Raw genomic sequence first — 12,392 nt, 5'->3', positions numbered from 1 at the left:
TGTGGGATGACAAGCCGGGGCAAACGTCACCCTCGCGTGGTCGCGACCGAGACCGCGAAGGTGTAGCGGGACGCGCGGTAGAGGTGGTGGCCGAATTCCACCGCGACCCCTCGCTCGTCGTACGCGACCCGGGTCATGGTGAGCAGTGCGGCCCGCCGGCCTTCTTGCAGTGCCTGCGCTTCGGCGTTGCTCGCGTTCTTCGCGCCAATGGTCTGGGAGGCCGTGCACAACCGGATCCCGGCGGCCTTCAGCAACTCGTACAGCCCGGCGCGTTCCAGATCTTTCTTTGTCAGTCGGACAAAACCGGCTGGCAGGAAATTGGTGAGCAGGGCGAGTGGCTCGCCCTGCGCGCAACGCAACCGTTTCAGGCGTACGACCCCAGTGCCCGGCTCGATGCCAAGGTGATGCGCGACCACGTCGTCGGCGGTCGTGTTCTGCAGCTCCAGCACCGAAGTGGTCGGGGTCTGGCCCGCCGCGGTGAGGTCGTCGTAAAGGCTGGTCAGCTCCACCGACCGGCGGACTCGGTTGGCGACCACCTCGGTGCCGACCCCGCGTTTTCGTACGAGCAGGCCCTGGTCGACCAGATACTGGATGGCCTGGCGCATGGTCGGCCGGGACAGACCGAGCTGGCCGGCCAGCTGGATCTCGTTCTCCAGCCGTGACCCGGTCGGCAGCTCGCCGGTCTCGATCGCCGACTGCAGCTGCTCGGCGACCTGGAAGTACAGCGGCACCGGGCTGGACCGATCCACCTTCAGGGCAGGGACCACCACCGGTGCCACCTCCCATTCTCACCCATGTGACGACGTCAATATGTCAGGACAAACTATTGACCTCGGAGCCGGCTTGGGCAACCCTGTGAACGGGTTCACACACAAAGCCGAAACAGACAGGGTGCTCGCGGATGAGAATCGGACTGGTCGGGACCGGGCGAATCGGCAGCTTTCATGCCGACACGCTGCATACCCATCCCGAAGTCGAGTCGATCGTGGTGGCCGACGTGGATGCCGCCCGGGCACGTCAACTGGCGGACAAGCTCGGCATCCAGGCGACGGACACGGTCGAGGAGCTTTTCGGCAGCGGCATTGACGCGGTAGTGATCACCGCCGGCACCAGCGCGCATGCGCCGCTGATCCACCGCGGGCTGGACGCTGAAATCCCGGTTTTCTGCGAAAAAAAACCGGTCTCTCCGGACGTGCCGAACACCCGTGCGGTGGTGGACCGCGTCGCGGCCGGCGACGTGCCGGTGCAGATCGGGTTCCAGCGCCGATTCGATCGCGGCTACACCCGGGCGCGACAAGCGTTGCAGGCCGGTGAACTTGGCTGGATTCATACCTTACGAGCGGTGACCGCGGACGCTTCGCCGCCACCGGCGGCATATGTGCCCACTTCTGGCGGACTTTACCGCGACTGCAGCATTCACGACTTCGACATCATCCGTTGGGTGACCGGTGCGGAGGTCGAGACGGCGTACGCGCTGGGCAGCAACCAGGGCGACAAGTTCTTCGCCGATGCCGGCGATGTGGACACCGCGGTGGCGATTCTCAAGCTCGGCAACGGGATTCTGGCCACCGTGTCGGCGACCCGCTACAACGGCGCTGGCCACGACGTACGGCTGGAGGTGTGCGGCTCGGCCGGTGGCTTGGTGGTGGGGTTGGACGACCGGGCCGCGCTGATGTCGGCCGAGCCTTCGATTTCCTGGCACCAGGCCGAAACGCCGTACCAAGGCTTCCTCGAGCGTTTCCACGACGCGTATATCGCTGAATTGAACGCTTTCATCGAAGTGGTGGCCGGCCGGCAGCCGAGCCCCTGCACCGCTGAGGATGCCTTGCGGGCCTTCTATATCGCCGAGGCATGCCAGCTGTCGAAAGACACCGGGCGCCCGGTGGAGGTCGCGCAGGTGCGCGCATGAGCGAGGCGTACGAGGTGCTGACCATGGGCAGGATCGGCGTGGACATCTATCCGCAGCAGATCGGCGTCAGCCTCGACGAGGTCACCTCCTTCGGTAAATATCTGGGTGGCAGCGCGACAAACGTGGCCGTCGCGGCGGCGCGCTACGGTCGCCGGTCGGCGGTGATCACCCGGACAGGTGCGGATCCGTTCGGCAAGTTCATCCACACCGCCCTGCGTGGGTACCAGGTCGACGACGCATTCGTGACCGAGGTGCCGTCGCTGCCGACCCCGGTGACCTTCTGCGAGATCTTCCCGCCGGACGACTTTCCCATCTATTTCTACCGTTTCCCCAAAGCGCCGGATCTGGAGCTGACAAACTCCGCGGCCGAAGTGGCGGCGATCGACGCCGCCGGCATTTTCTGGGTGACGGTCACCGGGCTGTGCGCCGAGCCGAGCCGAGCGAAAGTCCACCTTGGACGCGCTGAAAAGACGGAACCGGTCCGGGATCACCGTGCTGGATCTGGATTATCGGCCGATGTTCTGGGAGTCCAGGGAACAGGCGCGGGAAGTTGTCCAGCAGGCGCTGCCGTACGCGACAGTGGTGGTGGGCAACCAGGACGAGTGCGACACCGCCGTGGGGACGCGCGAGCCAGCCCAGGCCGCGACCCTGCTGCGCGACTACGGAGTGGATCTCGCGGTAGTGAAACAGGGACCGCGGGGCGTGCTCGCGGTGGACGCCAAGGGATCCGTGGAGGTCCCGCCGGTCCCGGTCGACGTGGTCAACGGCCTCGGTGCCGGCGATGCTTTTGGCGGCGCGCTGTGCCATGGTCTGCTGTCCGGGTGGGACACCGAGCCGATCATGCGCTATGGAAATGCGGCTGGCGCGATCGTGGCTTCCCGGCTCGCCTGCTCGGACGCCATGCCCACTTCGCCCGAAGTGGACGCGTTGCTGGCAGGATCGCCCCATGCCGGTTAAGGATCTGGACGAAGTGCTGGAGCTGCGGGTTCGCGACCCGGAGGCGATCGAGCGGGCCGCGCTGGAGCGGCAGCGCCGGCCGTGGCTGCCAGCAGGCAGTAACTCGCTGATGATTATCGCCGCCGATCACCCGGCCCGCGGCGCGCTGCGGGCCGGCGACCGGCGGCTCGCGATGGCCGACCGTCGGGACCTGATCGGCCGGCTGCGGATCGCCCTGGAACGGCCCGGGGTGGACGGCATTCTCGGCACCGCGGACATCATCGAGGACCTGCTTTTGTTGGGAGCACTGGAAGACCGAGTGGTGATCGGCTCGATGAACCGCGGCGGCCTGGCCGGCACGGTTTTCGAGATCGACGACCGCTTCACTGGCTACCGGGCCGATGCGATCGTACGAATGGGCCTGGACGCGGGGAAAATGCTCCTCCGGATCGATCCGGAAGATCCGAACACCGCGCCCACGCTGGAATCCTGCGCGCACGCGGTGGACGAGCTGGCGGCCGCTGGGTTGCCGGCCGTGGTCGAACCCTTCCTGTCGCATCGGATGGAAGGGCACGTACGCAACGACCTTTCCGCCGAGGCGATGATCCGGGTGATTTCGGTGGCGTCCGGGCTGGGCGGCACTTCGGCTTACACTTGGCTGAAAGTGCCGGTTGTGCCGGACATGGAGCGGGTCATGCAGGCGTCGACGCTGCCGGCTTTGCTGCTGGGCGGCGAGGTTTCCGAGCGTCCGGACGAGACTTTCGAGCAGTGGCAGCAAGCGCTCACGCTCCCGACCGTGCGCGGGCTGGTGGTCGGGCGGTCGCTGCTGCTGTATCCGGCCGATGACGACGTGTTGACGGCCGTGGACACCGCGGTCAGCCTTCTCCCGAGAGGAAACTGACATGAGCTCGGCGACCATCCGGTTGACCACCGGGCAGGCGCTGATCCGGTTCCTCAGCCGGCAGTGGACCGAGCGGGACGGCGTCGAGCAGCGACTTTTCGGCGGATGTTTCGGAATCTTCGGCCACGGCAACGTGGCCGGCATCGGGCAGGCGCTGCTGGAACACCAACTTGCTGGCGACACCGAGAAACTTCCGTACTATCTGGCCCGCAATGAGCAGGCGATGGTGCATGCAGCGGTCGGTTACGCGCGCATGCGCGACCGGCTGTCCACCTTGGTTTGTACGACCTCGGTTGGTCCAGGTGCCACCAACATGGTCACCGGCGCCGCGCTCGCGACCATCAACCGGATACCGGTGCTGTTGTTGCCCAGCGACACTTTCGCGACCAGAGTGGCGAATCCGGTGTTGCAGGAGCTGGAGGACCCGCGCTCGTACGATGTGACCGCGAATGACGCTTTCCGGCCGGTCAGCCGTTTCTTCGACCGGATCCACCGACCCGAACAGCTCATCCCGGCGGCGCTGGGGGCCGTCCGGGTGTTGACCGATCCGGCCGAGGCCGGTGCCGCCACCCTCGCGCTGCCCGAAGATGTGCAGGTCGAGGCGTACGACTGGCCGGTGGAGTTCTTCCGCCGTCGAGTGTGGACGGTGGCCCGGCCCCGGCCGGATCGATCGGTTCTCGCGCGTACGGTGGAAAAGATCCGCACTTCGCGGCAGCCGATCATCGTCGCTGGTGGCGGGGTGATCTATTCTGGAGCGACCCAGGAGTTGGCCGCTTTCGTCGAGGCGACTGGCATCCCGGTCGGCGAAACCCAGGCAGGCAAGGGATCCCTGCGCTGGGACCATCCGAGCGCTCTGGGGGCCATTGGCGCGACCGGCACGCCAGCGGCCAACGCGCTCGCTGCCGAGGCTGACCTGGTGATTGGCATCGGCACCCGCTACAGCGATTTCACCACCGCGTCGAACTCGGTTTTCGGTCATCCTGACGTTTCTTTCGTGAACGTCAACATCTGTGCCTTCGACGCGGCCAAACAGTCTGGGCTGATGGTCACCGGCGATGCCCGGGAAACCCTCGCGGAGGTGCGAGCCGCGCTGCCGGACTGGAGTGTTGAGCCTGCGTACGCACAACGGGCCGTCGAACTCTCGCAGCGGTGGCAACGATCCGTGGACGAGCTCTATCGCGGCGATGCTACCCAGGCCGCGGTTATCGGGGCTGTCAACCAAGCCGCCGGTGAGCGGGACGTGGTGATTAACGCGGCCGGCAGCATGCCCGGCGACCTGCACAAACTCTGGCGGCAAACGGATCCGAAGCAATATCACGTCGAGTACGGCTATTCCTGCATGGGCTACGAAATCGCCGGCGGGTTGGGCGTGAAGATGGCCGCGCCGGACCGCGAGGTCTTCGTGCTGGTCGGCGACGGCTCGTACTTGATGATGAGCCAGGAGATCGTCACCGCGGTCGCCGAGGGCATCAAGCTGATCATCGTCCTGGTGCAGAACCACGGCTTCGCGTCGATTGGCGCGCTGTCGGAGTCGGTCGGCTCCCAGCGTTTTGGCACCAGCTATCGTTACCGCAACCCGAAAACCGGGCTGCTGGAGGGACCAACTGCCGGTGGACCTGGCCGCGAACGCGGCCAGCCTCGGCGCGCAGGTGATCCGGGCGTCGTCGATCGGCGACTTGGGCGCGGCGCTGGAAAAAGCCAAAGCGTCGGACGTGACGACCGTCGTCCACGTCGAAACCGATCCGCGGGCCGCCGGGCCGGAGTCCTCCGCCTGGTGGGACGTGCCGGTGGCCGAGACGTCCACATTGGACAGCACCCGCGAGGCGCGGGCGTCGTACCAGCGGGAAAGGCGCGCACAGCGCCGCTACCTCTGACCCCCCAGGAGAGGTCCACAAATGAAAAGGTCACGTCTTATCAGGATCGCGGCGGTGGCTGCGTTCGCCGTGCTCGCGGCGGCTGGCTGCAGCAGCACTGGGGGAGCGCAGGCGAACCAGCCGGCCGGCGGCGTCGGAGCGGGGGAAGGCGAACACCCCACCGCTGAAGATCGCCTTCATCACCCACGCGGCGGCCGGCGACACTTTCTGGGACGTGGTGCGCAAAGGCGCCCAAGCCGCGGCCGCCAAGGACAACGTCACGCTGCTCTATTCCTCGGACGCGAGCGCGCCGAACCAAGCCACCCTGGTGCAGAACGCGATCGACCAGAAGGTCGACGGCATCGCGGTCACGCTCGCCACTCCCAACGCGATGCAGGCGGTGGTGGGCAAAGCTGTCTCGGCGAAAATCCCAGTGGTGGGACTGAACGCCGGCATCTCGGACTGGAAGAAGTTCGGGATGATGGAGTATTTCGGGCAGGACGAGTCGATCGCCGGCGAGGCCTTCGGGACGAAGCTGGCGGGGCTGTCGGCCAAACATGTGCTGTGCGTCATACACGCCCAGGGACAAGTCCAACTGGAAGACCGTTGCGCTGGCCTGAAGAAGACTTTCACTGGCACCACAGAGAATTTGTACGTCAATGGCGCCGACCTGCCGTCGGTGCAGAGCACCATCACCGCGAAACTGCAGCAGGACAAGAGCATCGACTACGTGGTGACGCTCGGCGCGCAGTTCGCCACCACCGCGGTGACCGCGGCCAAGAACGCCGGCAGTTCGGCGAAGATCGCCACTTTCGACCTGAACAAGGACCTGATCGCCGCGATCAAGGCCGGCAGCATCCAGTTCTGCGTTGATCAGCAGCCATATCTGCAGGGATATCTGGCGGTCGACGCGCTGTGGCTCTACAAGGTCAACGGAAATGTGACTGGCGGCGGGCAGGCTGTGCTGACCGGCCCGACCTTCGTCGACAAGAGCAACGTCGACCAGGTCTCGCAGTTCGCCGCCGGTGGCACCCGCTGATGAGTCACGCGCTGGTAAAAGACGCGCCTGCGGCGGTGGGACCGGCGAAGAGCTCGTTGCTGCGCCGGTTCCTCAGCCGGCCGGAGGTCGGCTCGCTGCTCGGCGCGGTCGTGGTCTTCGTGTTCTTCTTCGCGCTGGCACCGACTTTCCGTAATATCGACTCGATGGCGACGGTGCTCTACCAGAGCGCGACGATCGGGTTGATGGCCGTACCAGTCGCATTGTTGATGATTGGCGGCGAGTACGACCTGTCCGCCGGCGTTTCGGTGACTACTGCGGCACTGGCCGCCGCGCCGCGATGTTCAACTACCAGTTCAACACCAACGTCTGGGTTGGTGTCGGGTTCTCGCTGGTGCTGGCGCTGGGCATCGGGTTGCTGAACGGCTATCTGGTGGTACGAACCAAACTGCCGAGCTTCCTGATCACGCTCGCGACTTTCCTGATGTTGCAGGGTCTCAACCTCGCCGTCACCAAGCTGTTGTCCGGTGGAGTGGCCAGCAACAACATCTCCGACATGGCCGGATTCGACGGCGCCCGCGCGGTTTTCGCCGCCGAGATCCCGATAGGCGGCGATGGCACGGTCAGCATCGCGGTGCTCTGGTGGATCATCTTCGTCGCGGTGGCAACGTGGATCCTGTTGCGTACGCGCCAGGGAAACTGGATTTTCGCGGTGGGCGGCAAGCAGGAAAGCGCCCTTGCGCGGGCGTTCCGGTTAAGCGTACGAAAATCGGCCTGTTCATGGCGGTCGGTTTCACCGGCTGGTTCACCGGAATGCATCTGCTCTTCGCATTCAACACCATTCAGGCCGGTCTTGGCGTCGGCAACGAGCTGCTCTACATCGCCGCCGCGGTCATTGGTGGTTGCCTGCTCACCGGCGGCTTCGGCTCCGCGGTGGGCTCGGCGATTGGCGCGTTGATTTTCGGGATGACGACACAGGGAATTGTCTACGCCGGGTGGAACCCGGACTGGTTCAAGTTCTTCCTCGGAGCGACGCTTTTGTTGGCGACCCTGGTGAATATCTGGGTCCGGCGGCGGGCGGTGAAACAGTGACCCTGCCCACGGTGAAACTGACGGATATCGGGAAGCGCTATGGCAACGTCACCGCGTTGGACGGGATTTCCCTGGAGGTCTCGCAGGGCGAGGTGACCTGCATCCTTGGCGACAACGGCGCCGGCAAGTCCCCCCTCAAGATCGTCTCCGGACTGATCCCGCCGGACTCGGGAAGCTATCAGGTTTCCGGCTCAGCTGTACGATTCTCGTCGCCTCGGGAGGCGCTGGCGCTCGGCATCGCCACGGTCTACCAGGATCTGGCACTGGTGCCACTGATGCCGGTCTGGCGAAACTTCTTCCTGGGCTCGGAAATCACCAAGGGCGCGGGTCCGTTCCGGCGCCTGGATATTCCGGCGATGCGTCGTACGGCCGATGTCGAGCTCAGCAAGATGGGCATCAATCTGGCTGACGTGGACCAGCCGATCGGGACGTTGTCCGGTGGCCAGAGCCAATGCGTGGCGATCGCCCGTGCGATTCATTTCGGCGCCAAGATCCTCATCCTGGATGAGCCGACGGCCGCGCTCGGTGTCAAACAGTCCGGTGTCGTGCTGAAATACATCGCGGCGGCCCGGGCCGCCGGCATCGGGGTGATCTTCATCAGCCACAACCCGCACCACGCGTATCTGGTCGGAGACCGGTTCATCATTCTCACCGTGGCGGTCTCGCGATGAACGCCACCCGCGACGAGATCACGCTGCCCGAGCTCACCCACCAGATGTCCGGCGGCAGCGAGTTGGAGGCGCTGGAACACGAGCTTTCCCGCTGACCGGTCGGCTCGCGGGACAAAACCCGCTGGAAGGACGATCACCACCGTGCTAGAGTGTGCGCCATGAAGCGCGCAGCGATGACGACGACGCCGGACATTGTCCCGGCGCGCTGATATTTGTCTAAAAGCCCGGGGCGAGTGCCCCGGGCTTTTTGCTGTCTGGTGGCTCGCCTCACATCCGCGAGGAGACCAGCATGTATGACCACCGCAAGCTCGGCCGTGAGCTGGGCATTTTCGACACCGATCCACTGATGGGCGCTGGCCTGCCGTATTGGCTGCCGGCCGGCGCGATCGTACGGCACACCCTGGAGGAATATGTCCGGGAATCCGAGCGCCGGGCCGGCTACCAGCATGTTTACTCGCCAGTGCTGGGAAAACGGGGAGCTCTACGAGATTTCCGGGCACTGGTCGCATTATCAGGAGGACATGTTCCCGCCGATGGATCTCGGTGGTGAACAGGTCGTGCTGCGGCCGAGCCTTTGCCCGCACCACGCGCTAATCTACCGTTCTCGCTCGCACAGCTATCGGGAGCTGCCACTGCGGATAGCCGAGTTGGGTGGCATGTACCGGGCGGAATTGTCCGGAGTGCTCGGTGGATTGACCCGCGTACGGGCGATTCAACTCAATGACGCCCACATTTTCTGCACCGTGGAACAGGTCGCCCAGGAGGCTGGCGCGGCGCTGGACCTGATCCTGATCCTGCGGGCGTACGACGCTCTCGGCATCGTGCCAGTCCGCTACCAGCTATCGCTTCCTGGGCCTGGAAAGAAGTATCTTGGCGATCCCCAGGCGTGGCGCCGGGCCACCGAGCTGCTCATCGAGGTGCTGGACAAATCCGGGGTGGACTACGAGTCGGCGGAGGGAGAAGCGGCCTTCTACGGGCCGAAAATCGACATCCAGATCGCGGACAGCTTGGGCCGTGAGTCGACCCTTTCCACCGTACAGGTCGACTTCCACCAGCCCGAACAGTTCGACCTGCACTACATTGACTCGGACGCGACCAAAAAAAAACGGCCGGTAATGGTTCATCGCAGCATCATCGGCAGCCTGGAAAGGGCCGTCGCGCATCTCATCGAGGTGCATGGCGGCGCCTTCCCGGCCTGGCTGGCGCCGGTCCAGGTGGCGGTTTTCCCGTTGTCCGACGCCGAAGTCGCGCCAGCCAACGCGTTCGTACGCCAGTGCCTCGACCGCGGGCTGCGTGCCGAGGTCGTGGTGGAGGGGAGCCTGGGCGCGCGCGTACGAGCCGCCCGCCACGTGCCGTACCAAGCCGTCATCGGTGCCAGGGAAGCGACCAGCGATTCGATCGCTCTGCGGCTGCGGGGATGGTCGTCGGCTGGATGCGTTGCCAGTCAACGAAGTCCTGTCGCTGATCGGCGCCCAGGTCGATGCTCGGAGTCACCTTCTAGTCCAGGAGGAAGAAGTCTGATTCCTCGACAGGGAGTTGGCGGTGCTCGCGGCGGCCGCGGACCTCGACGTGCATCTCGATGGGCGTACGGTCCAGCACGGCCTCGATCAGGGTCGCGATGAACCGGTCCGCGCTCAGGTCCGCAGGCACCGCGTCGGTACGGATGGTGACGCCGTCGAAATCGGCGTCGTCCCATTCGGCCAGCACGATCGAGGTCGCGTCGTACACGTCGGACTCGACCCGGAGTTTGCGCAGCATGTCCAGTGCCTTCTCGAAAGTCCCGGGCTCGTCGAGCACCGTGGACCGGAGGACGAAAAGGAAGCCCATCGCGGCCATCGGATAGCGGCCGCGCAGGTTTTTGGCGTCTCCGTACGACTCTTCGAACCGGTTGGGCAGGTTGTTACGGAAGGACGACACCATCGACTTGGTGGAAACCAGCAGCTCCGGTCCGCGAGCCCACTGTGAGATCAGCACGTCGACCTGTTCACGTACGCGCGGCCGAGCACCCGCGCGTCCGAGGGCGCCACTGTTTTGTTGCGCAGCAAGTGATCGCGGGCGGCCGGCTGCAGCGAGCGGGGCAGCCGGTCAATGAAGATGCCAACCTCGCGGGGGAGCACCCGCGGCTTGGTAAGCCGCGGCCATACCTCGTCCGGTGGGAAGCCGGCACGGCGCAGCTCGTACGCGGTCCAGGCGTCGATCGCCTTGGCCAGCCGGCCGGACTCCGAACCGCTGCCGTCCCTTACCGGAATGGCCAGCAGGGTAGCCAAAAGATCATAGTCGGCGACATAGCGCGGTGGGTCGGCGTCCGGCGCCCACGGGTCCAGCGGCGGCCGCACCCGGATTTCCTTCTCGAAGGAGTCGAAGACGTCTTCCTTGCTGGCCATCACATCCGCGCTCCAGCGCCGCGCGCCACCCGGCGGCCGTGTAGGTCGGCATGCGCGCTTCGCAGCGCGGTGAGGTCTTTGCGGCGCAACCCAAGATGGCGGACCAGCAGCACCTCGTCGACCAGCGCGGCCGCATCGGTGACCGAACCCGTACGCAATGCTTCGGCGACTCGCGGTTGTAGCGCGAGCAGCTCGTCTCTGGCCGCCAGCAACAGATCTTTCGCCGGCACCGGCAGTTTGTCGGCCTCTTTTGGCTCCAGCTTGAGCATCCCGCCACCATACGCCCGGCCGACGACCTCGGCGCCGAGTAATGTCATCGCGTTGAGAGCCGCGACCGGCAGCAGGTCGAGACCGGTTTTCACGTACCCAGAACGCAAATAGAGGCCATGCACGGAGTTGAGGTGGTGCACCCTGGCTCGGTTGGCGCACAGCCGCGGAGTGTCGGCATTCATATACGTCAGGAGCAGATGTGCCGGCGGCACCAGCGGGACGCGCCACCAGGGCGTACGAACGCGGCACTTATAAGCATTGTCGATGCCGACCTGTTCGCCAGCTTTTATGTAGAGCCGGGCCGGTTCGGACGGGTCGCCGGGCGGCCGGAAGAGATGGGTGGCGCGGCCCTGCGCGCCGAGGTCGCGCCACGCCGCCGACGTGAACGCGAGTCCGCGCAGGTGCCGCGAACCCGGCGGCGACAGCGGAATCAGCTCGTCCGGCGGTAGTTCCTTCTCGGCGATTTCTTCTGGGGAGAGCGCGAAATAGCGGTTGTTGCCGGTGACCATGCCGAGCGTGGTGTCGCCCCACGTCTCCAGCTCGGTGAAACCGGTGATCGCCGCAACGGCGGCCTGCGCGGTGTCCGGCAACAGCGACGCGGTCCATTTGTGCCCGGGCGTGGGCGGCACCCAGCGGCGGCCGACCGCGCTGTGCAGGTCGCTGAGATTGGTCGCCTGAAAAAGCTCGCAGTGACCGGTCGGGCCGCGGTCGAAACCGTCCGCCAGCAGCAGCACGACTTCTTCCATCACCCCTGGGAAAACTCGCTCGGTGAACAGCACCAGCCGGACACTTTTGAAGCGGGTCATCAGAAACCGCCGAACCCCGGCGGCGTAGTTGACGCTCAGCAACTCGGCCGGCAGCACCAGGCCGAGCCGGCCGCCGGGTTTGAGGAAAAGCGCCGCGTGCACGGTAAAAGCGGCCCAGGAGGAGGCCAATCCGCTCAGTGACACGCCAGCTCGCAAAGCGGCGGCCTGTGACCGTACCCGTGCCTGGCCGGTGAAGTCCTGATAGCGCACGTACGGCGGGTTGCCGACCACCGCGTCATAGCGTGGCGTCGGGTCGAGGGTGAAGAAGTCGGCGACCCGGATCTTCGCGGCCGCGCCGCGCTGGCCAGCCTGGTCCGGGCGCCGGACGCGCTGGCAGCGTGCATCTCGACGCCATGCAACTGCCGCTCATCCGCCCGACCGCCCAGCTCAGCCAGCCGACGGGCCGCCGCCACCAGGAAAGCCGCCTCGCCGCAGGACGGCTCCAGCAACACGTCGGAAGGACCGCGCAGCGCCCAATCCACGACGTACCGACACAGCTCCGGCGGGGTGAAGAAAGCCCCCCTCGCCTTGCGCGCTGCGCTCGGGTCGATCGCGGTCATGCCCACGCCCTTA

8 protein-coding genes and 5 pseudogenes are annotated in these 12,392 nt (G+C 65.8%); 9 read left to right on the top strand and 4 right to left on the bottom strand.

Annotated features, from left to right (window positions below):
- Window positions 1–26 precede the first annotated feature (26 nt).
- Window positions 27–767 (bottom strand): GntR family transcriptional regulator, encoded by a 741-nt coding sequence (locus GNX96_RS36670; RefSeq protein WP_163572428.1) that lies wholly within the window; start codon window positions 765–767, stop codon window positions 27–29.
- 134 nt (window positions 768–901) lie between these two features.
- Here GNX96_RS36670 and GNX96_RS36665 point away from each other — a divergent pair, with 134 nt between their 5' ends.
- The 9 genes and pseudogenes from GNX96_RS36665 to GNX96_RS36630 all read left to right on the top strand — a co-directional run bounded on the left by GNX96_RS36665 (window position 902) and on the right by GNX96_RS36630 (window position 9,981).
- Complete coding sequence (locus GNX96_RS36665) at window positions 902–1,909, top strand: Gfo/Idh/MocA family oxidoreductase (RefSeq protein WP_163572393.1); 1,008 nt, start codon at window positions 902–904, stop codon at window positions 1,907–1,909.
- Window positions 1,906–2,866, top strand: a pseudogene (gene iolC, locus GNX96_RS36660) (5-dehydro-2-deoxygluconokinase). Before GNX96_RS36665 ends, iolC begins: the two are co-directional and overlap by 4 nt.
- A complete protein-coding gene (locus GNX96_RS36655; protein ID WP_163572392.1) occupies window positions 2,856–3,746 on the top strand; it encodes a Cgl0159 family (beta/alpha)8-fold protein in 891 nt (296 codons plus the stop codon). The pseudogene iolC and the gene GNX96_RS36655 overlap by 11 nt, the downstream one beginning before the upstream one ends.
- Before the next feature lies 1 nt (window position 3,747).
- A pseudogene (gene iolD / locus GNX96_RS36650) lies at window positions 3,748–5,620 on the top strand (3D-(3,5/4)-trihydroxycyclohexane-1,2-dione acylhydrolase (decyclizing)).
- Between the two features lie 21 nt (window positions 5,621–5,641).
- Window positions 5,642–6,638: pseudogene (locus GNX96_RS36645) on the top strand (substrate-binding domain-containing protein).
- Window positions 6,638–7,688 (top strand): annotated as a pseudogene (locus tag GNX96_RS36640) (ABC transporter permease). Before GNX96_RS36645 ends, GNX96_RS36640 begins: the two co-directional pseudogenes overlap by 1 nt.
- Window positions 7,658–8,454, top strand: a pseudogene (locus GNX96_RS36635) (ATP-binding cassette domain-containing protein). Before GNX96_RS36640 ends, GNX96_RS36635 begins: the two co-directional pseudogenes overlap by 31 nt.
- Before the next feature lie 194 nt (window positions 8,455–8,648).
- Entirely contained in the window at window positions 8,649–8,909 is a 261-nt protein-coding gene (locus GNX96_RS57950; protein WP_279582416.1) for a hypothetical protein, read from the top strand.
- Complete coding sequence (locus tag GNX96_RS36630; RefSeq protein ID WP_279582415.1) at window positions 8,881–9,981, top strand: aminoacyl--tRNA ligase-related protein; 1,101 nt, start codon at window positions 8,881–8,883, stop codon at window positions 9,979–9,981. The genes GNX96_RS57950 and GNX96_RS36630 overlap by 29 nt, the downstream gene beginning before the upstream one ends.
- Window positions 9,982–10,326: 345 nt before the next feature.
- Here GNX96_RS36630 and GNX96_RS57945 read toward each other — a convergent pair whose 3' ends face one another.
- Genes GNX96_RS57945 through GNX96_RS61685 form a run of 3 tightly spaced genes read right to left on the bottom strand, consistent with a single transcriptional unit; the run spans window position 10,327 to window position 12,379 of the window.
- Window positions 10,327–10,743: a hypothetical protein gene (locus GNX96_RS57945; protein WP_279582414.1), complete on the bottom strand. Its 417-nt coding sequence runs from the start codon at window positions 10,741–10,743 to the stop codon at window positions 10,327–10,329.
- Complete coding sequence (locus tag GNX96_RS36620) at window positions 10,743–12,050, bottom strand: Eco57I restriction-modification methylase domain-containing protein (protein ID WP_313885868.1); 1,308 nt, start codon at window positions 12,048–12,050, stop codon at window positions 10,743–10,745. Before GNX96_RS36620 ends, GNX96_RS57945 begins: the two co-directional genes overlap by 1 nt.
- Entirely contained in the window at window positions 11,954–12,379 is a 426-nt protein-coding gene (locus tag GNX96_RS61685) for an N-6 DNA methylase (RefSeq protein WP_313885867.1), read from the bottom strand. Before GNX96_RS61685 ends, GNX96_RS36620 begins: the two co-directional genes overlap by 97 nt.
- Window positions 12,380–12,392: the final 13 nt, after the last annotated feature.

The organism is Fodinicola feengrottensis (assembly GCF_010993775.1).
Lineage (GTDB): Bacteria > Actinomycetota > Actinomycetes > Mycobacteriales > HKI-0501 > Fodinicola > Fodinicola feengrottensis.
Note: the sequence above shows the minus strand (reverse complement) of the source record. Positions and strands in the feature narration are given on the sequence as shown.

Bases quoted from the DNA above. Each gene is read 5' to 3' on its own strand.
- GNX96_RS36665 (WP_163572393.1), top strand. From the start codon at position 902: ATGAGAATCGGACTGGTCGGGACCGGGCGAATCGGCAGCTTTCATGCC.
- GNX96_RS36630 (WP_279582415.1), top strand. From the start codon at position 8,881: ATGTTCCCGCCGATGGATCTCGGTGGTGAACAGGTCGTGCTGCGGCCG.
- GNX96_RS61685 (WP_313885867.1), bottom strand. From the start codon at position 12,379: ATGACCGCGATCGACCCGAGCGCAGCGCGCAAGGCGAGGGGGGCTTTC.
- GNX96_RS57945 (WP_279582414.1), bottom strand. From the start codon at position 10,743: ATGGCCAGCAAGGAAGACGTCTTCGACTCCTTCGAGAAGGAAATCCGG.
- GNX96_RS36655 (WP_163572392.1), top strand. From the start codon at position 2,856: ATGCCGGTTAAGGATCTGGACGAAGTGCTGGAGCTGCGGGTTCGCGAC.
- GNX96_RS57950 (WP_279582416.1), top strand. From the start codon at position 8,649: ATGTATGACCACCGCAAGCTCGGCCGTGAGCTGGGCATTTTCGACACC.